Consider the following 18,351-nt stretch of genomic DNA (forward strand, 5'->3'; position numbering starts at 1 on the left):
TGAAGGCCGAAAGGCGATACCGCAGTTTTACGGCTCGACATTCCGCCCGTGGATGCTACCGTTTCACCTGTCTTTTCAGAAGGTGATTTGATGGTATCCGAGACCTATCCGCGTAATCTCGTCGGCTATGGGCGCGCCACGCCCGATCCGAAATGGCCCGGCGAGGCACGCGTCGCAGTGCAGTTCGTCATCAATTACGAAGAGGGTGGCGAAAGCTCTATCCTTGACGGCGATTCGGCTTCGGAAAATCTCCTGTCGGAGATCGTCGGCGCGCAGCCCTGGCCGAACCAGCGCAATCTCAACATGGAGTCGATCTACGAATACGGCTCCCGCGCCGGTTTCTGGCGGCTCTGGCGTCTCTTCACCGATCTCAAGGTTCAAGCGACCGTCTATGGCGTGACTCTCGCGATGGCGCGCAACCCGGAAGCGGTCGCCGCCATGAAGGAAGCCGGCTGGGAGATCGCCAGCCACGGCTATCGCTGGCTGGAGTACAAGGATTTCTCTGAGGAACTGGAGCGCAAGCACATTCAGGAAGCCGTACGGCTGCATACGGAGCTGACGGGCGAGCGGCCCTACGGCATGTACCAGGGCAAGCCCTCCGATAATACGTTGCGGCTGGTGCAGGAGGAGGGCGGTTTCCTCTATTCGTCGGACTCTTATGCCGACGATCTGCCCTATTGGGTGAAAGGCATCGACGAAAAGCCTTTCCTCATCATTCCCTATACGCTTGAAACCAACGACATGCGCTTCGCCACGCCGCAAGGCTTCAATTCCGGCGACCAGTTCTTCACCTATCTCAAGGATGCGTTCGACACGCTCTATGAAGAGGGCAAGGAAGGCAGCCCGAAAATGATGTCCGTCGGCCTGCATTGCCGTCTCGTCGGCCGGCCGGGTCGTGCGGCGTCGCTCAGGCGTTTCATGGAATATGTGCTGAAGCACGACAAGGTCTGGATCCCGCGCCGCATCGAGATTGCACAGCACTGGCATGCGAACCATAAGCCGGAGACGATCTGATGATTTCGCGTAGTGAATTCGTGTCCCGCTTCGGCGGCGTCTTCGAGCATTCGCCCTTCATCGCAGAGCGAGCCTATGATGACGGCTTTGTCGGTGAAAAGCTGACGGTGGACCGCGTGCACACGGAGCTCGTCGCCATTTTCCGTGCGGCAAGCAAGGAGGAGCGTCTCGGCGTCTTGCGCGCTCATCCCGATCTTGCCGGGAGGCTGGCGATATCGGGTGAATTGACTGAAGAGAGCAAAAAGGAACAGGCGAGCGCCGGGCTCGACCGGTTGAACCCTGAAGAGCACGCCCGTTTCACCGAGCTCAATGCCGCCTATACGCAGAAATTCGGCTTTCCTTTCATCATCGCGGTGAAGGGGCTGAACAAGGACGATATCCTCGCCGCTTTCGAAAAACGGATCGACAATACCAGCGACGAAGAATTCGTGACTGCGGCAGCCGAGGTCGAAAAGATCGCGCTGCTGCGCCTGACATCCATGCTTTCGGAGACCTGAATGACCGATACGACCGATACCAGCCTGCCGGCCTTTGCCAACGGCGCCATCAACCTCGCCTCGGCCCGTCTCGGCGCCAAGGGGCTTTATGCCACGGACGAGTTCTTCGCGCCGCTAGAGCGCATGCTGCAGGATGTGCCGGCAAGCTTCGATCCGGATCTTTACGACGACAACGGCAAGTACATGGACGGCTGGGAAAGCCGCCGCAAGCGCGTTCCCGGCCACGACTGGGCAATTGTCAAGCTCGCCATGCCAGGCCGCATCTTCGGCTTCGATGTCGATACCAGCTTTTTTACCGGCAATTACCCGCCGCATTGCTCCATCGAAGCTGCCTTCGTCGAGAGCGGCGATCCAACCGATGCGACGGCATGGATCGAAATTCTGCCGAAGTCGCCGCTTGGCTCCAGCGCGCATCATTTCTTCGAAAATGCCGACAAGCAAAAAATCTGGACGCATCTGCGCCTGCATATCTATCCGGATGGTGGCGTGGCGCGTCTTCGTGTCTACGGCTCTGCCTATTTCGACTGGTCGAAGGTCGGTCCCACCGAGGAGGTCGATCTTGCCTATATCTTCAACGGTGCAAAATCGCTTGCCTGGTCGGATGCGCATTACGGCCATCCCGACAAGATGCTCGGTCCCGGCCGCGGCCTCAATATGGGCGACGGCTGGGAAACCAAGCGGCGCCGCGGCCCCGGTCACGACTGGGCGATCATCCGCCTCGGCCATGCCGGCACGATCAAGCGCGTGATCGTCGATACCGCCTTCTTCAAGGGCAATTTCCCCGACACCTGCGAATTATTCGGTGCGTATCTGCCCGATCTCGGCGACACCTTGTCTGAGGCCGATATCGCCGCATCGGAAAACTGGAAGCCGATCCTGCCGCGCAGCAAGCTGCAGATGGATCACATCCACGAATATGGCAGCGATGCGATAGCCGATATCGGCTCGATCACGCACGTGCGTTACGCTATGCATCCGGACGGCGGCACGATGCGTCTTCGGCTCTTTGGGGTGAAGGCTTGAGTTCTTTCCTCTTTCAGCCCCGTCCCTTATATTTGCGGCATCAGGAGTGATGCCGCAATGAGACCGTCGGAAGTATTGGAAAGGAACAGGCAGGCGATCCGCGAAGCGACCAAACGCTTCAACGCGGCGAACCCGCGTGTCTTCGGCTCGGTTGCGCGCGGTGAGGATCGGCCGGACAGCGATCTGGACATTCTTGTCGATGCACTGCCAGGGACGACACTATTCGATCTTGGCGGATTGCTGGAGGAATTGCAGGATATTCTGGGGATCAAGGTGGATCTGGTTACTGCGGGTGGATTGCCGGAGCGCATCAAACATCGTGTCCTGTCGGAAGCCTCCGCCATATGAGCCGCGAGCGTCTTCTTGAACATGTGGATCGCATGCGGGAGGCCGCGCAACAGGCCTTCAACCTGACAGAGGGCATGAGCCAGGAACAGTTTCTCCATGATATCCGCACTCAATTGGCGGTGACGATGTCGCTAGTCCTCGTCGGCGAAGCGGCAGCCCGAATTTCGGCAGGCGACCCCGGCTTTATCCACGATCATCAGGAAATTCCGTGGACCCGGATCAAGGGCATGCGAAATTTGATCATTCACGATTATTATCGGGCAGAATTGCCCGTCATCTGGCAGACGGTAAGAACCGACCTTCCGGCTCTGGTTTCCCAACTTGAAAATGTTCGCCACTGGCGCGTTCAGGGCGAATAACACCGTGTCCCAATATCTCGAAATCCAGCCCCTTACCAAATCCGCCTTCGCACCGTTCGGCGAGGTGATCGGAGCCGATCCGACGACCATGCGCTATATCAATGGCGGCAATACCGAGCGTTTTCATGCGCTTGCGGCGCCTGAAGCCGTGGGCGAGGGTGCGCGGGTCATCATCAATCTCTTTCGCGGCCAGCCGCGGGCTTTCCCATATGAGCTCGGCATGATGGAGCGACATCCTTTCGGCAGCCAGAGTTTCTCGCCGATATCGGGCCGCCCCTTCCTCGTGGTTGTTTCTGAGGATGAAGGTGGTCGTCCGGGCCGTCCGCAGGTCTTTCTCGCACGTGGGGATCAGGGCGTGAATTACCGCCGCAATGTCTGGCACCATCCGCTGATGGCTCTCGGTGAGCCGAGCGATTTTCTGGTTGTCGACCGTGACGGGCCGGGCAACAACCTGGAAGAATTTTTCTTCGAAGATCCCTTCATCATCAGAGAGCCAGAGCTATGACCGGACTGACCACGCATGTTCTCGACACGGCTCTTGGCAAGCCGGCACAGGGGCTGAGGATCGATCTCTTCCGTATCGAGGGTGAGGCTCGCCACCATCTCAAGTCCGTCGAGACCAATGCCGATGGCCGCGTCGATGGCGGGCCGATGCTGATTGGTGAGAGCTTTCGCGCCGGAACCTATGAATTGCTCTTTCATGCCGGCGACTATTTACGGGCAAACGGCACGCCGCTGCCGCATCCGGCCTTCCTCGATCTCGTGCCGATCCGCTTCGGCATTGCCGATACGTCGGCGCATTATCATGTGCCTCTGCTGATCTCGCCCTATGGCTATTCCACCTATCGGGGCAGCTGACATGCGCTTTGCTGCCATCGCCGATATTCACGGCAACTATCCGGCGCTGGAAGCGGTGCTTGCCGATATTGCGGCACACGGAATTACCGATATCGTCAATCTCGGTGATTGTTTCAGCGGTCCGCTGGAGGCAGGCAAAGTGGCGGACCGGCTGTTGTCGCTTTCCATTCCGACCGTGCGTGGCAACCATGATCGATATCTGATCGAGAAGCGGCCGGAGGATATGCATCTCTCTGACTCCGCTGCCCATGCACAGCTCAATGGTGAGCATCTTGATTGGCTGCGGTCGCTGCCGGCTGAACAGATTTACAGGAACGAAATCTATCTCTGCCACGCGACGCCTGCGGACGATAATCTCTACTGGCTGGATATGGCCATCGCCGATGGCAGCGTCGTGCTGCGGCCGCAGGCGGAGATCGAGGCGCTGGCAGAGGGTATCGATGCGCCGCTGATCCTTTGCGGCCATACGCATATTCCGCGCATGGTGGCGCTTTCCGGTGGTCGTCTCATCGTCAATCCCGGCAGCGTCGGCTGCCCAGCCTATGACGACGACAAACCGTATCCGCACAAGGTCGAAACCGGCCATGCGATGGCGAGTTATGCGGTGCTGGAAAGATCCGCTGCCGGCTGGACAGCGCAATTCCGCAACGTCCGCTATGACAATATGGCCATGTCGGCGCTGGCAAAGGCCAATGGACGCCTGGAATGGGCTGCTGCACTCGCGACCGGCCGAATGCCCTGATCCTACTGGCGTCCTAATATAATCGAGGAGTCGATGTCCTTGATGTCGCGCTTGCCGCAGAGCGCCATGGTGATGTCCATCTCCTTGCGAATGATCTCCAGCGCCAGCGTGACGCCCTCCTTGCCCATGGCGCCGAGGCCATAGAGGAAGGGGCGGCCGATATAGGTGCCGCGCGCGCCGAGCGCCACGGCCTTCAGCACATCCTGACCGGAGCGGATACCGCCATCGATATGCACTTCGACACGGTCGCCGACGGCATCGACGATCCGCGGCAGCATGCTGATCGTAGACGGGGCGCCATCGAGCTGGCGGCCGCCGTGATTGGAGACGATGATAGCATCGACGCCGGTTTCGGCTGCCTGCCTCGCATCCTCGACATCGAGAATGCCCTTGATGATCAGCGGCCCACCCCACTGTTCCTTGATCCAGGCGACATCTTTCCACGACAGCTGCGGGTCGAATTGTTCGTTTGCGAAGGTCGTGATCGAGGGAAGGTCGGCAAGGCCCTTGGCGTGGCCGAGGATGTTGCCGAAGTTGCGCCGTTTCGTCTTCATCATCTCCACGCACCAGAAGGGGCGCGTCGCCATCTGCCAGATATGTTTCGGCGTGAATTTCGGCGGCGCCGAGAGGCCGTTGCGCAGATCCTTGTGACGTTGGCCGATGATCTGCAGGTCGGCGGTCAGCACCAGCGCAGAGCATCTGGCGGCCTTGGCGCGGTTGATGAGATCAACCACGAAACCTCTGTCGCGCATGACATAGAGCTGGAACCAGAAAGGCTTGGTCGTGACCGAGGCGACGTCCTCGATCGAGCAGATGCTCATGGTCGACAGCGTGAAGGGCACGCCGAATTCTTCCGCCGCGCGCGCCGCCAGCATTTCTCCGTCCGCATGCTGCATTCCCGTCATGCCGGTCGGAGCGAGGGCCACTGGCATGGAGACCTTCTGGCCGATCATCGTCGTCTCAAGCGTGCGATTGGTCATATCGACGAGAACCCGCTGGCGCAGCTTGATGTCGCGGAAGTCGGCCTCGTTGGCTGCATAGGTGGATTCTGTCCAAGCGCCGGAGTCCGCATAGTCGAAGAACATCTTTGGCACGCGGCGCTGGGCCATTTTCTTGAGATCGTCGATGGTCAGCGGCTTGGCCATGAAGAGAACCTTCATATCTGGAGGGTTCTCTCCTGTACCATGCTTTTTCGGCCCTTTGCTATTTGATTTCAGGGCCGTTTTTATATTAGGCGGCAGGTTCGGAAAGCTTGGCCTTCATCGCCACGCCAGCCACGTAGGTCTCGGCCACAGCACGGTCGTCGCCCATGGTTTGCAGCAGGAACAGCTCTTCGGAAAGCGTCTTCACCACGTCCATCTTCAGCGCCATGGCCGGCGTTGCGGCGGCGTTGAGAACGACGAGGTCGGCGTCGGTGCCCGATTCCAGCGTGCCGATCCTATCGGCGAGCGACAGCGCCTCGGCATTGCCGAGCGTCATGTAATAATAGCTGTCGAGCGGGTTCAGGCGTTCGCCCAGAAGCTGCTGGATCTTGTAGGCCTCGTCCATCGTGCGCAGCATGGAATAGCTGGAGCCCCCGCCGATATCGGTGGCAACGCCAATACGGACCGGCTTGTCGCGGCGGGCGAGCGCCTTCAACGGGAAGAGGCCGGAACCGAGGAAGAGGTTAGAGGTCGGGCAATGGACGGCGATTGCGCCGCTCTCGCTCATGGCGTCTGCTTCGCGGTCCGACAGATGAATGGCATGGCCGAAGAGGCTCTTCGGCCCAAGCAGGCCATAGCGGGCATAGATATCGGTGTAGTCGGTCGCCTCGGGGTAGAGCTCGCAGGTGAATTTGATCTCGTCGTGGTTTTCCGAGAGGTGCGTCTGGATGTGCAGGTCGGGGAATTCGCGGGCGAGGGCGGCCGTCGCCTCCATCTGCTTCGGCGTGGAGGTGATAGCGAAACGCGGCGTGATGGCGACATGGTTGCGGCCCTTGCCGTGCCAATCGGCGATCACCTGGCGGGTCTCGTCGTAACCCATCTGCGGCGTGTCGAGCAGGCCCTGCGGTGCGTTGCGGTCCATCATCACCTTGCCGCCGACCATGCGCATGTTGCGGCGCACGGCTTCCGCGAAATAGGCGTCGGCTGAGGTCTTGTGAACCGAGCAATAGGCGGCGGCCGTCGTCGTGCCGTGGCGGATCAGCTCGTCGTAGAAATGCGTGGCGATCCTCTCGGCATGGTCGCTTTCGACGAAGCGACATTCCTCCGGAAAGGTGTAGGTGTTCAGCCATTCAAGGAGATTGGCGGCATAGGAGGCAATCACCTGCATCTGCGGGAAATGCAGGTGCATGTCGATCAGGCCCGGCAGGATGAGATGCGGGCGATGATCGACCTCATTGACGCCTTCAGGTGCCTTCGCCTTGATATCGGCATAGGTGCCGGCTGCGGCGATGATCCCGTCCTCGATCAACAGGCCGCCATCCGTCTCATAGAAATAACTTTCGCTATCGGCGAGGCTGAGCGGGGCACGGCGGAAGGAGAGCAGGCGCCCGCGCAGGAGTGTTGTGGTCATTCTTGTTTGCTTTCGACTGCGCTTTCGAACCAGGCGACGAGCAGCTTGCGCTCGTCGGGCGTGATATCGGTCACGTTGCCCGGCGGCATGGCATGGCTGCGGCCCGCCTGTATATAGATTTCGCGCGCATGAGCGGCAATTTCCGCGTCATTCTCCAAGATTACGCCTTTTGGTGCCCGGGCGATACCTTCATAGGCCGGCTCTGCCGCGTGGCACATGGAACAGCGCGTGCTGATCAGTTGCTTGACATCAGGGAAATGCGGATCGCCGGCAAATTGCTGGAAGGCGGGTGCCACGGATGCACTCTGATCCTCGCCGGTCAGGATCTTCGGCGCGGTCGACAGCCACATGATGAGGATGAAGAGCACGACGGTGACGATCCAGGTCCAGGTCGGCCGACCCTTGCGGGAATGCGTGGTATTGAACCAGTGGCGGATCGTGACGCCCATCAGGAAGACCAGTGCGGCAATCACCCAGTTGAAGGCGGTGCCGAAAGCCAGCGGGTAGTGGTTCGACAGCATGAAGAAGATGACGGGCAGCGTCAGGTAGTTGTTATGGAGGGAACGCTGCTTGGCCATATAGCCGTATTTGGCGTCCGGCGTGCGGCCGGCGATCAGGTCTGCGACGACGATCTTCTGGTTGGGAATGATGATCATGAAGACGTTGGCCGACATGATCGTTGCGGTGAAGGCGCCAAGATGCAGGAAGGCGGCGCGGCCGGTGAAAACCTGCGTATAACCCCACGCCATGAAGACCAGCACGACATAGAGAACCGCCATAAGGCCCCAGGTGTTCTTGCCGAGCGGCGATTTGCAGAGCAGGTCGTAGATGATCCAGCCGAGGCCAAGCGATGCCAGCGAGATCAGAATGGCGACCGGCTTCGAAATATCGAGCACATGGCGGTCGATGAGGAAGAGATCGGCCCCGGCATAATAGACGATGCAGAGCATCAGGAAGCCGGAGAGCCAGGTGAAATAGCTCTCATATTTGAACCAGGTCAGATGTTCCGGCATCTCGGCCGGCGCCACCAGATATTTCTGGATGTGGTAGAAGCCGCCGCCATGGACCTGCCATTCCTCGCCATGGACGCCCGCAGGCAGATGCGGGCGCTTCACCAGACCAAGGTCGAGCGCGATGAAATAGAAGGACGACCCGATCCAGGCGATCGCGGTGACGACATGGAACCAGCGCGCCGCAAAGGCCAGCCACTCCCAGGCTATGGCATATTCATACATTCAGTTCCCCTGTTCTTTTTCCGACTCGTGAGATTGCGAGAAATTCCGGCGCGAGGAAAGGGGGGATCGTGGGTTTCTTGCCACGGTGGACATTGCAGGAAGAGCATGCGGGGCAGGAAGAGCTTGCCGGGTTCGGCATTTATGCTAAGGCATCGCCAAAGACGCTGTTAAGGAGCCGCTGAAATATGCAGATCGAAGTCCCTTGCCCGAAATGCCGGAACACGCGCATGAAGTTTCCGCGCCCGCAGCCGATCGACAGCGACATCATCACCTGCTTCAGCTGCAATTTTGAGCTCGGCACCTACGGCTCCATCAAGAAAAAGATGGTGGCGATGCTGAACCGCGTCGCGGCTGCCGAGCAGCAGCAGAAGAAGCACTAGGCCACGGATCAGGGTGTTCAGCTGCATCGGTCGACGCCGCTGTCCGGGTGCATTGCGCAGACGCGCGATCGCTACCGGCGCCCTCTCCGAACGGGCGCCCACTGGCGTCGAGCAGCGCCTTGAGCAGAACGATCGCGCGCTGGCTGAGTGGGACTGGCTGGCCATCCCGCTGCGGCATTCCACTGCCGAGGTCGCGCATGAACCGGCCAAAGGCATATCGGCTCTTCCATCTGAGCTTTCATATCCACGCAATTTGCGGTCGCAATCGCGCTGAATGCTGCGCTGCGGCGCTGGATTGTCAGTGGCATGCCTTAAAAAATGGCGGATTTCTGCGACATTTTATCCACTGCGAATGCGCCGGCGTGGAGCAGGCGATTCCTTGAAATGTGAAATTTGGGTTACAGTTTTTAAACCTTGGCCGCCGGGATGAGGTGGAAACCGCACGACACTGGCGGCGCATTCATCGACGGAGAAGATGCCCATGCGAAGCATTCTGACATGCGTGATGATTGCATATGCGTCGTTTGCGACAGCCCACGACGCCGCTACAGGTTGGAGTTACGACCCCTATTGTTGCAACGGAAATGCCCATAACGGCGATTGCCAGATGATCCCGTCCAAGACCGTGGCCATCACCCCCGATGGCTATCTGCTGACGTTGAAGCCCGGGGATCACCGGCTTGTTACCCGCGATCATGTCTTTTTGCTGCCGATGACAAAGGCGATGCATTCGGGCGATAGCGATTACCACCTCTGCCTGTTCCCTAACGAGGATACGCCGCGATGTTTCTATGCGCCCGATATGGGCTTCTGAGCGAGATCTAGATCTGTCGCCCTGGCGCGACGAGCTCAATCCTGCTCGACATTGAATTTCTCCAGCAGCCATTTCCGGAAGTTTCTGATTTTCGGCACGTTGCGTCTATTTTCGGGATAGGCGAGCCAATAGTCGCGCCCGTCATTACCCGTCAGTTCGAAGGGCTGGTAAAGCCGACCCGCAGCGACATCGTCCTGAAAATGGCCGGGATTGAGCATCGCAACACCGCCGCCGGCGATCGCGATGCTGGCATCGAGGATCTGGGTGCCGAATTCGCTTTTCGGATAGCGCGAGAGATCGGCATCCTTGACGCCGGCCGCCGCAAACCATTCGGCCCACCAGGAATCGCCGGCGCTGATCAGGAACAGTTTCAACAGATCCGCCGGCTCGTGGATGCCGCCGATTTCGGCCGCGAGTTTCGGGCTCAGCATAGGGGAGTAATCGAGTTTCATCAGCCGATGGCTGATCAGGCCCGGCCAATCGCCGCGGCCCCAGCGGATCGCCACATCGGCAGCCTCCTTCTGGAAGTCGACGATTGTGCCAGATGTGACAAGCCTGACGGCAATATTGGGAAACTGCAGCTGGAACGCACCAATGTAGCGCGATAGCCATTGCTGGGCGAAGGTCGCGGTCGAATGGATCGTCAGCGTCTCCTCGGTCGTCTTGCGCAGCGAAGCCATCGCTTCGGCGAGAATGGCGAAAGCATCCGACACTTTTGGTGCCAGCCGTTCGCCCACTTCCGTCAGCTCGATCTGGCGCGGGCGGCGCAGGAAGAGGGGTTCGCCGATGTTCTCCTCCAGCAGCTTGATCTGATAGCTGACGGCGGTCTGCGTCATGCCGAGTTCATCACCTGCTCTCGTGAAACTGCCGAGACGCGCCACGGCCTCGAAGACGCGCAGCGCATTCAGCGGGAACTGCTTCGACAGTTTCATGGATAAGTTCTCTTTATGGGCGCAGACGGAAGTTCGATTGGAATTGCAGCATTTTTCTCGGCAAACTGCAATCATCTCATCAAACTATCGAGGTGATGTCATGAATTGCCAAACTATCGAAGAGAGCAATTCTTCCGCAAGAGAGGCATTGATCACCATCGTTGTCCGACGGTTGATCGGTGGGATCGGCAGCCGGATGCCTCGGCTCGATATGGACGTCACGCCCGATCGTATCAAGCGTGATCTTGGTTTTCTCGACGGGCGCGAACCGCGCTATGAGGAAGATGGCTCGCGATAGGCCGCAAGCGCGGCGAGGATTTCGGCAGCGGTCATGGCGGCGATCACTTCGGGCCGTTTGTCCTTCACAGCCGATCCGCCGATCGGCAGCGTCAGACGAGTAAGCCAGGAACGCTCGCCACCTGCCTCACGGGAAAGCCAGTTTGCAAAAGTCGCCCGCTTGGTCGCCGAACCGATCATGCCGACATAGGCAAGATCGGTTCGGGCGAGCGCTTCGCTGGCGATGAGGAAATCCAGCGCATGGTCATGGGTCAGGATGACAAGTGCTGCGCCGGCGGGGATATCCTTCACCAGAGCCTCGGGCATCGGCACTAACAGGCTTTTCGTCGAGACCGGGAGATTGGCAAGCTCATCCCGGCGGGTTTCGATGACGGTGACCGAAAGCGGCAACGGAGCAAGGGCTGCCGCTAGGGCACGGCCGACATGGCCGGCACCGAAGACATAGACCTCGGGCAGACGTTCCGCTTCATCTTCCTGTTTCTTCTCGAGTTCATCGCTCACCGCATCCGTCACGCGCCGGAAGCGCAGCTGCGTGCGGCCGCCACAGCACTGGCCGATCTCGGGGCCAAGGGCAATGTCCATGACATCGGTGCCGCCGGTGCCAGCGAGCATCTGGCGGGCGTTGCCGATGGCGATGAATTCAAAATGGCCGCCGCCGATCGTGCCCCAGACGCGCTTTGCCGAAACCAGCATGAAGGTGCCGGCCTCGCGCGGCGTCGAACCTTGCGTACCCGTTACCTCGACGAGCACTGCATCGGGTTGCAAGGCAAGGAAGGAGCGGAAGTCGCTGCTGAGCACAAAACCGGAAAGGATTTCGCGCCGCGTCATTGTTACACCCTCTTCATCCTCTCGACCGCCATCAGCACACGTTCGGGCGTGGCAGGCGCATCGAGCTGGGGGCAGACGCGGTAGTTGGCGACACTGGCGACCGCCATGGAGAGCGCTTCCAGCACTGATATGGCCAGCATGAAGGGCGGTTCGCCAACGGCCTTGGAACGGCCGATTGTGGCTTCTGCGTTTTCAGACCACTCGGCCAGGCGCACGTTGAAGATCTTCGGCCGGTCGGAGGCGAGCGGAATTTTGTAGGTGGAGGGCGCATGCGTGCGCAGGCGGCCCTTGTCATCCCACCAGAGCTCCTCGGTCGTCAACCAGCCCATGCCCTGAACGAAGGCGCCCTCGACCTGGCCGATATCGATTGCCGGGTTCAGCGAGCGGCCGACGTCGTGGAGGATGTCGGTGCGGTCAACGAGATATTCGCCGGTCAGCGTGTCGATCGAAACTTCGGAGCAGGCGGCGCCATAGGCGAAATAGTAGAAGGGTGTGCCGCGGCCGGCCTTGCGGTCCCAATGGATCTTCGGCGTCTTGTAGAAGCCTGCGGCCGAAAGCTGGACGCGGGCTAGATAGGCCTGCTTGATGAAATCAGGGAAGGGGATATCCAGATCGCCGACCCGAACGCGGTTCGGCAGGAAGACGACTTCGTCGGCGGGGACGCCCCATTTCTCCGCCGCAAAGGCGACCAGCCGCTCCTTGATCTGGCGGGCGGCGTCGAAGGCGGCCATGCCGTTCAGGTCCGAACCGGAGGAGGCGGCGGTGGCCGAGGTGTTCGGCACCTTGCCGGTCGTCGTGGCCGTTATCTTCACCTTGTCGATATCGACCTGGAAACTATCGGCCAAAACCTGCGCCACCTTGGTATAGAGGCCCTGGCCCATTTCGGTGCCACCATGATTCAGGTGGATCGAGCCGTCCTGATAGATATGGACGAGCGCGCCGGCCTGGTTGAAGGCGGTCATGGTGAAGGAGATGCCGAACTTGACCGGCGTCAGCGCGATGCCCTTGCGGATATAGCGGTTGTCGCGGTTGAAGGCGACGATGGCGTTGCGCCGGGCGCGGTAATCGGCGCTTTCCTCGAGCTCCTCGACCACGCGGGCGATAATATTGTCCTCGACCTCCTGATGATAGGGCGTCGTCGTGCGCCCGGAGCCAGGCTTGCCGTAAAAATTCAGCTTGCGGATATCGAGCGGATCCTTGCCGACGGCATAGGCGATCTCCTCGATAAAGCGCTCGGCACCGAGCATGCCCTGCGGGCCACCGAACCCGCGGAAGGCGGTATTGGAGACGGTGTGCGTCTTCAAGGGCTGCGAGGTCAGATGCACATGCGGGTAGAAATAGCTGGAATCGGCATGGAAGAGGGCGCGGTCGGTGACGGGGCCTGAGAGATCGGAGGAGAAGCCGCAGCGGGCCGAATAGGTGGCGTCGACGGCGTGGATGCGGCCTTCGTCATCGAAGCCGAGTTCATAATCGACGCGGAAATCGTGGCGCTTGCCGGTTGCGCTCATGTCCTCGTCGCGATCCGGACGGAACTTGATGGCGCGCTTCAGTTTCTTGGCTGCGATCGCAGCGAGGGCCGCAAACTGGTTGCCCTGCGTTTCTTTACCGCCGAAGCCGCCGCCCATGCGGCGCACATTGACGGTGACGGCATTCGAGGGAATGTGCAGCACATGGCCGACGATGTGCTGGACTTCGCTTGGGTGCTGGGTGGAGGACCAGACGGCGACTTCATCGTCCTCGCCAGGGATTGCCATGGCGATGTGGCTTTCGAGATAGAAATGCTCCTGGCCGCCGATGCGCATGCGGCCGGTCAGCCGGCGCGGGGCATTGGCCATTTCCGTTTCCGGTTCGCCACGCTTCAGCGTCATCGGCGTGATGACGAGCGGGCTGCCATTGTCAATCGCGCCGTCGATGTCGCTCCAGTGCGGCAGGTCGCGATATTCGATCTTCGCCTTGCGGGCGGCGCGGCGCGCAATCTCGCGGGTTTGCGCGATGACAGCGAAGATCGGCTGGCCGTGGAATTCGACCTTGGTTTCGGCGAGCAGCGGTTCGTCATGACTGCCGTTCGAGCTGATGTCGTTGACGCCGGGAATATCCTTGCCGGTGAAGACCCAAACGACGCCGGGATAGGTCTGGACCTCGGAGAGATCCATCGCGACGATCTCGGCATGGGCGCGATCGGACAGGCCGAGCGCACCGTGCAGCAGGTCGGACGGTTCCGGAATATCGTCGATATAATCGGCACTTCCGATGACATGCTTATGCGCTGAATCATGGCGCAGCGAGGCGTGCATCTGGCCGTTGATGAGCTTGCGATCCTCGAAGGTGGACTTGTCCATCAGATGGCTCCTTCGTGATGAGATGTGGTGCCGTGTGGCCCCCTCATCCGGCTGCCGCCACCCTCTCCCCGCTGGGGAGAAAGGGATGCCGCGCGGTCTCGTTTCCCCCTTCTCCCCCCGGGGAGAAGGTGCCCGAAGGGCGGATGAGGGGGCCACACGGAACCAGCGTGTACCATCTTCATCAGGCAACCTCCTCGAACCGCTTCAGTTCGGCGGGCGCGCCGACAGTTTCGAGATAGAAGCGCGTCAGCAGGTTCTTGGCCGTCAGCTGGCGGTATTCGGCAGTTGCGCGCCAGTCCGTCAGCGGCTGGAAATCGGCATCGAATGCGGGGCGGGCGGCCTCGATGGTTGCTTCGTTCCAGGGATTGCCGATCAGTTCGGTTTCGACAGTACGGGCGCGCTTCGGCGTTGCCGCCATGCCGCCGTAGGCGATGCGGATGTCAACGACATGCTCGGTTTCATCCAGGACCAGATGGAATGCGCCGAGGACGGCGGTGATATCCTCGTCACGGCGCTTGCTGATCTTATAGACGGCGAATTTGGCGTCTGCAGCCGGATAGGGCACGAAAAGGCTTTCGACGAATTCGTCCCGCCTGCGATCCTGCCTTCCATAGGCGATGAAGTAATCTTCGAGCGGCAGCGTTCGCGTGCCTGCGGTGGAGCGCAGGGTCAGTTGTGCGCCGAGCGCAATCAGCGGCGGCGGACTGTCGCCGATCGGCGAGCCGTTGGCGATATTGCCGCCGATCGTGCCCATGTTGCGCACCTGCTCGCCGCCGATGCGGGTGATGAGGCGGGCAACGGCCGGGATTTTCCGGGCGATCGTCGCCAAGGCTCGAGTATAGGTGACGCCGGCGCCGATGGTGATGCCGGTTTCGCCTGCGACAATCGACTGAAGCTCCGTCAGATGATTGATGAAGACGACCGGGTTCAGCTGCCGCATCTGCTTCGACACCCAAAGACCGACATCGGTGGAGCCGGCGACGATCGTCGCCGTCGGCTCGGCTGCGAGGATCTTCGCCAGCGCTTCGACCGAGCGCGGCACGATCAGCCGGCCCTCCTCGGATGTGATCGTCAGCGTCTCGGATGCCTGCATGGCCCAGAGGCGGGCGATAATTTCGGCGCGGGTCTTTGCAAGCGGATCGAAGAGCGTGCTCGGACGGTGCAGGCTCACCTGCTCGGCAGCCTTGACGATGGGCTCATAGCCGGTGCAGCGACAGAGATTGCCCTGGAGCGCCTTTTCGATCTCCGCGCGGTCCGGCTTCTCGTTGGAGAGCCAGAGACCATAAAGGGACATGACGAAGCCCGGAGTGCAGAAGCCGCATTGCGAACCGTGGCAATCGACCATGGCCTGCTGCACCGGATGCAGCGTGCCGTCCCGGGCTGCGAGATGCTCGATCGTTACCACATGGGTCGCATGCAGAGAGCCGATGAAACGGATACAGGCATTGACGGTTTCATAGAAGAGTTTGCCGTCGATCAGCCGGCCGACCAGCACGGTGCAGGCGCCGCAGTCACCCTCGGCGCAGCCTTCCTTCGTACCCGTCAGCCGCCGCTTCAACCGCAGAAAATCGAGGAGAGTCTCAGTCGGCCGGACGTTGTCAAGGGAAACGTCCTCGCCATTGAGGATGAAGCGGATGCTGTCGTTCATGATATTCCCGGTTGTTTTTCCAAAATGGTTATGCCGCTGTCCAGCCCCCGTCAATCGAGATATGCGTGCCGGTTACCTGCCGGGCTTCCTCGCTTGCAAGGTAGAGAGCGAGTGCGCCGATCTCCTCGGCCTTGACAAATTCATGCGTCGGCTGCGCTTTGAGGATGACTTCGGTCTTCACCTGTTCTTCTGTCATGCCGCGCGCCTTGGCCGTATCCGGGATCTGCTTTTCGACCAGCGGGGTCAGCACATAGCCGGGGCAGATGGCATTTACCGTCACACCGAATTCGGCAAGCTCGAGGGCCGCCGTCTTCGTCAAGCCTAATATACCATGTTTTGCTGCTACATAGGCAGATTTGAAGGGCGATGCGACCAGGCCGTGGGCTGAGGCGATGTTGATGATGCGGCCATATTTCCTGGCTTTCATCAGCGGGATCGCAGCGCGCATCGTATGGAAAGAGCTGGACAGATTGATGGCGATTATCTGGTCCCATTTCTCGATCGGGAAATCCTCGATCTTTTCGACATGCTGGATGCCTGCATTGTTGACGAGAACATCGATCGTCCCGAAGGTCTGGCCGGCGGTTTCGATCAGGTCGGCGATCTCGGCGGGCTTCGTCATGTCGGCCGGGTGGTAGATCGCCTTTGCCTTCGACGATGATTCAAGGCGCTCGATTATATCGTTGATTTCCTCAACTTTTCCGAAGCCATTAATGACGACATTGTCGCCCCTGGCGGCAAAGGCAGCGGCAATTGCAAGTCCGATGCCGCTGGTGGAGCCGGTGACGACGACTGTTCTGCTCATGCTTCTTCCTCCGTTGATGCGAGAGATGCTGCGTCGCAGCGTTGGAGCGAGGTTATGCCCAAAGCCGGCAGGCTGACAATCGGGAAGTCGTCGATGGGCAATGCCAACACTTACGCCCTTCCAAGCCAGCCGGACCTGCCCTATTGATTTGCCGCGACAACAGGATGTGAGCGGGAGGAATCGCATGGGTGGATATATTCTGGCGGTCGATCAGGGAACGACCTCGACACGGGCGATCGTCTTCGACGGCGACATGAAGATCGCCGGCATGGGCCAGAAGGAATTCACGCAGTTCTATCCGCGCTCCGGCTGGGTGGAGCACGATCCCGAGGAAATCTGGGATTCAGCGGTTTCCACAATTAATATGGCGCTGCGCGAGGCCAAGGTGACGGCAAAGGATATTGCAGCACTCGGCATCACCAACCAGCGCGAAACAGTCGTCGTCTGGGAGCGCGAAACCGGGAAGCCGATCCAGAACGCCATCGTCTGGCAGGACCGGCGCACGGCCAGCTATTGCGACAATCTCAAGCGGCAGGATCTGGAGCGCACCTTCACGAAGAAGACCGGCCTCCTTCTCGACCCCTATTTCTCCGGAACGAAGCTTTCCTGGATGCTTGCCAACGTGAAGGGTGCGCGGGCGAGAGCGGCGCGCGGCGACCTCTGCTTCGGCACGATCGACACCTTCCTTATCTGGAGGCTGACCGGCGGCAAGAGCTTCGTTACCGACGCGACGAATGCGTCGCGCACGCTGATGTTCAATATCGCGACGAATGAATGGGACGAGGATCTGCTCGACATCCTGCGCGTGCCGGCCGCCATGCTTCCCAAGGTCAAGGATTGCGCCGATGATTTCGGCACTGTCGATCCGGAGCTTTTCGGCGCCGCTATCCCAATCCTCGGCGTTGCCGGCGACCAGCAGGCGGCAACGATCGGTCAGGCCTGTTTCCAGCCGGGCATGCTGAAATCGACCTACGGCACCGGCTGCTTCGCTCTCCTGAATACAGGCAGCGATATGGTCCGCTCGAGGAACCGTCTGCTGACCACCATTGCCTATCGCCTTGATGGTGAGACGACCTATGCGCTTGAGGGCTCGATCTTCATTGCAGGAGCGGCGGTTCAGTGGCTGCGCGATGGCCTCGGCATCATCGATAAAGCATCCGATACCAATGAGTTGGCAAAGACAGCGGATCCGACACAGGAGGTTTATCTCGTGCCGGCCTTCACCGGGCTTGGAGCGCCGCATTGGGATGCCAAGGCGCGCGGGGCGATCTACGGCTTGACGCGCAACAGCGGCCCGGCGGAGTTTTCGCGCGCCGCGCTGGAGGCCGTCTGCTATCAGACGCGCGACCTCCTGGAGGCCATGCAGAAAGACTGGAAGAACGGCACTGACGATACAGTCCTGCGCGTCGATGGCGGCATGGTTGCCTCCGACTGGACGATGCAGCGGCTTGCCGACCTCTTGGAAGCGCCTGTGGATTGCCCGGTGATCCTGGAGACGACGGCGCTCGGGGCTGCCTGGCTTGCCGGCAGCAGGGCCGGTGTGTGGCCGGATCGCGAGAAGTTCTCTTCGACGTGGAAGCGGGCGCGGCGCTTCGAACCATCAATGGACGAGAAAACCCGCGCCGCGAAGCTACGCGGTTGGAAGAATGCTGTGAAGCGGACGTTGAGCGAGCTTTGAT

20 protein-coding genes are annotated in these 18,351 nt (G+C 60.3%); 12 read left to right on the forward strand and 8 right to left on the reverse strand.

Annotation, left to right across the window (positions count from 1 at the left end; translation table 11 throughout):
• Nucleotides 1–90 precede the first annotated feature (90 nt).
• The 8 genes from puuE to EV281_RS13180 are packed head-to-tail and all read left to right on the forward strand — an operon-like array spanning nucleotide 91 to nucleotide 4,841.
• A complete protein-coding gene (puuE, locus tag EV281_RS13145; protein ID WP_132653541.1) occupies nucleotides 91–1,014 on the forward strand; it encodes an allantoinase PuuE in 924 nt (307 codons plus the stop codon).
• Nucleotides 1,014–1,511: a 2-oxo-4-hydroxy-4-carboxy-5-ureidoimidazoline decarboxylase gene (gene uraD, locus EV281_RS13150; protein WP_132653542.1), complete on the forward strand. Its 498-nt coding sequence runs from the start codon at nucleotides 1,014–1,016 to the stop codon at nucleotides 1,509–1,511. The genes puuE and uraD overlap by 1 nt, the downstream gene beginning before the upstream one ends.
• A complete protein-coding gene (gene alc / locus EV281_RS13155; RefSeq protein ID WP_132653543.1) occupies nucleotides 1,512–2,534 on the forward strand; it encodes an allantoicase in 1,023 nt (340 codons plus the stop codon).
• Between the two features lie 57 nt (nucleotides 2,535–2,591).
• A complete protein-coding gene (locus EV281_RS13160; RefSeq protein ID WP_132653544.1) occupies nucleotides 2,592–2,882 on the forward strand; it encodes a nucleotidyltransferase family protein in 291 nt (96 codons plus the stop codon).
• Nucleotides 2,879–3,241, forward strand: a complete 363-nt coding sequence (locus tag EV281_RS13165) for a HepT-like ribonuclease domain-containing protein (protein ID WP_132653545.1) — start codon at nucleotides 2,879–2,881, stop codon at nucleotides 3,239–3,241. The genes EV281_RS13160 and EV281_RS13165 overlap by 4 nt, the downstream gene beginning before the upstream one ends.
• Before the next feature lie 4 nt (nucleotides 3,242–3,245).
• Entirely contained in the window at nucleotides 3,246–3,746 is a 501-nt protein-coding gene (locus EV281_RS13170) for an ureidoglycolate lyase (RefSeq protein WP_132653546.1), read from the forward strand.
• Nucleotides 3,743–4,099 (forward strand): hydroxyisourate hydrolase, encoded by a 357-nt coding sequence (gene uraH / locus EV281_RS13175; protein ID WP_132653547.1) that lies wholly within the window; start codon nucleotides 3,743–3,745, stop codon nucleotides 4,097–4,099. Before EV281_RS13170 ends, uraH begins: the two co-directional genes overlap by 4 nt.
• Nucleotide 4,100: 1 nt before the next feature.
• A complete protein-coding gene (locus tag EV281_RS13180; RefSeq protein ID WP_132653548.1) occupies nucleotides 4,101–4,841 on the forward strand; it encodes a metallophosphoesterase family protein in 741 nt (246 codons plus the stop codon).
• Nucleotides 4,842–4,843: 2 nt separating this feature from the next.
• Here EV281_RS13180 and EV281_RS13185 read toward each other — a convergent pair whose 3' ends face one another.
• The 3 genes from EV281_RS13185 to EV281_RS13195 form a co-directional block, all read right to left on the reverse strand.
• A complete protein-coding gene (locus EV281_RS13185; protein ID WP_132654288.1) occupies nucleotides 4,844–5,986 on the reverse strand; it encodes an alpha-hydroxy acid oxidase in 1,143 nt (380 codons plus the stop codon).
• Nucleotides 5,987–6,071: 85 nt separating this feature from the next.
• A complete protein-coding gene (guaD, locus tag EV281_RS13190; protein WP_132653549.1) occupies nucleotides 6,072–7,394 on the reverse strand; it encodes a guanine deaminase in 1,323 nt (440 codons plus the stop codon).
• Nucleotides 7,391–8,629 carry a urate hydroxylase PuuD gene (locus tag EV281_RS13195; RefSeq protein WP_132653550.1) on the reverse strand — a complete coding sequence of 413 codons (1,239 nt, stop codon included), beginning with the start codon at nucleotides 8,627–8,629 and terminating at the stop codon, nucleotides 7,391–7,393. Before EV281_RS13195 ends, guaD begins: the two co-directional genes overlap by 4 nt.
• A 227-nt stretch (nucleotides 8,630–8,856) precedes the next feature.
• On the opposite strand from EV281_RS13195, the gene EV281_RS31115 reads away from it, so the two are divergent.
• On the forward strand, nucleotides 8,857–9,009 hold the full coding sequence (locus EV281_RS31115; RefSeq protein ID WP_165911887.1) for a hypothetical protein: 153 nt from the start codon (nucleotides 8,857–8,859) through the stop codon (nucleotides 9,007–9,009).
• 481 nt (nucleotides 9,010–9,490) lie between these two features.
• Nucleotides 9,491–9,823: a hypothetical protein gene (locus EV281_RS13205; protein ID WP_132653552.1), complete on the forward strand. Its 333-nt coding sequence runs from the start codon at nucleotides 9,491–9,493 to the stop codon at nucleotides 9,821–9,823.
• A 35-nt stretch (nucleotides 9,824–9,858) separates the two neighbouring features.
• Here the strand turns inward: EV281_RS13205 and EV281_RS13210 are convergent, their stop codons facing one another.
• Complete coding sequence (locus EV281_RS13210) at nucleotides 9,859–10,755, reverse strand: LysR substrate-binding domain-containing protein (RefSeq protein ID WP_132653553.1); 897 nt, start codon at nucleotides 10,753–10,755, stop codon at nucleotides 9,859–9,861.
• Between the two features lie 100 nt (nucleotides 10,756–10,855).
• Here EV281_RS13210 and EV281_RS13215 point away from each other — a divergent pair, with 100 nt between their 5' ends.
• Nucleotides 10,856–11,053 (forward strand): hypothetical protein, encoded by a 198-nt coding sequence (locus EV281_RS13215; RefSeq protein WP_132654290.1) that lies wholly within the window; start codon nucleotides 10,856–10,858, stop codon nucleotides 11,051–11,053.
• Here the strand turns inward: EV281_RS13215 and xdhC are convergent.
• From xdhC to EV281_RS13235, 4 genes are all read right to left on the reverse strand, one after another.
• Nucleotides 11,029–11,880 (reverse strand): xanthine dehydrogenase accessory protein XdhC, encoded by an 852-nt coding sequence (gene xdhC / locus EV281_RS13220; RefSeq protein ID WP_132653554.1) that lies wholly within the window; start codon nucleotides 11,878–11,880, stop codon nucleotides 11,029–11,031. The two genes, EV281_RS13215 and xdhC, sit on opposite strands and share 25 nt — an antisense overlap.
• 2 nt (nucleotides 11,881–11,882) lie before the next feature.
• Nucleotides 11,883–14,219: a xanthine dehydrogenase molybdopterin binding subunit gene (gene xdhB / locus EV281_RS13225; protein ID WP_132653555.1), complete on the reverse strand. Its 2,337-nt coding sequence runs from the start codon at nucleotides 14,217–14,219 to the stop codon at nucleotides 11,883–11,885.
• Nucleotides 14,220–14,400: 181 nt separating this feature from the next.
• The gene (gene xdhA / locus EV281_RS13230) at nucleotides 14,401–15,867 is read right to left on the reverse strand and encodes a xanthine dehydrogenase small subunit (protein ID WP_132653556.1); all 1,467 of its coding nucleotides are present in this window, start codon (nucleotides 15,865–15,867) and stop codon (nucleotides 14,401–14,403) included.
• A gap of 28 nt (nucleotides 15,868–15,895) precedes the next feature.
• Nucleotides 15,896–16,672 (reverse strand): 3-hydroxybutyrate dehydrogenase, encoded by a 777-nt coding sequence (locus EV281_RS13235; protein ID WP_132653557.1) that lies wholly within the window; start codon nucleotides 16,670–16,672, stop codon nucleotides 15,896–15,898.
• A 184-nt stretch (nucleotides 16,673–16,856) separates the two neighbouring features.
• Here EV281_RS13235 and glpK point away from each other — a divergent pair, with 184 nt between their 5' ends.
• On the forward strand, nucleotides 16,857–18,350 hold the full coding sequence (glpK, locus tag EV281_RS13240) for a glycerol kinase GlpK (protein ID WP_132653558.1): 1,494 nt from the start codon (nucleotides 16,857–16,859) through the stop codon (nucleotides 18,348–18,350).
• Nucleotide 18,351: the final 1 nt, after the last annotated feature.

Origin of the sequence: Rhizobium sp. BK418, from assembly GCF_004341105.1 — a bacterium.
GTDB lineage: Bacteria > Pseudomonadota > Alphaproteobacteria > Rhizobiales > Rhizobiaceae > Rhizobium.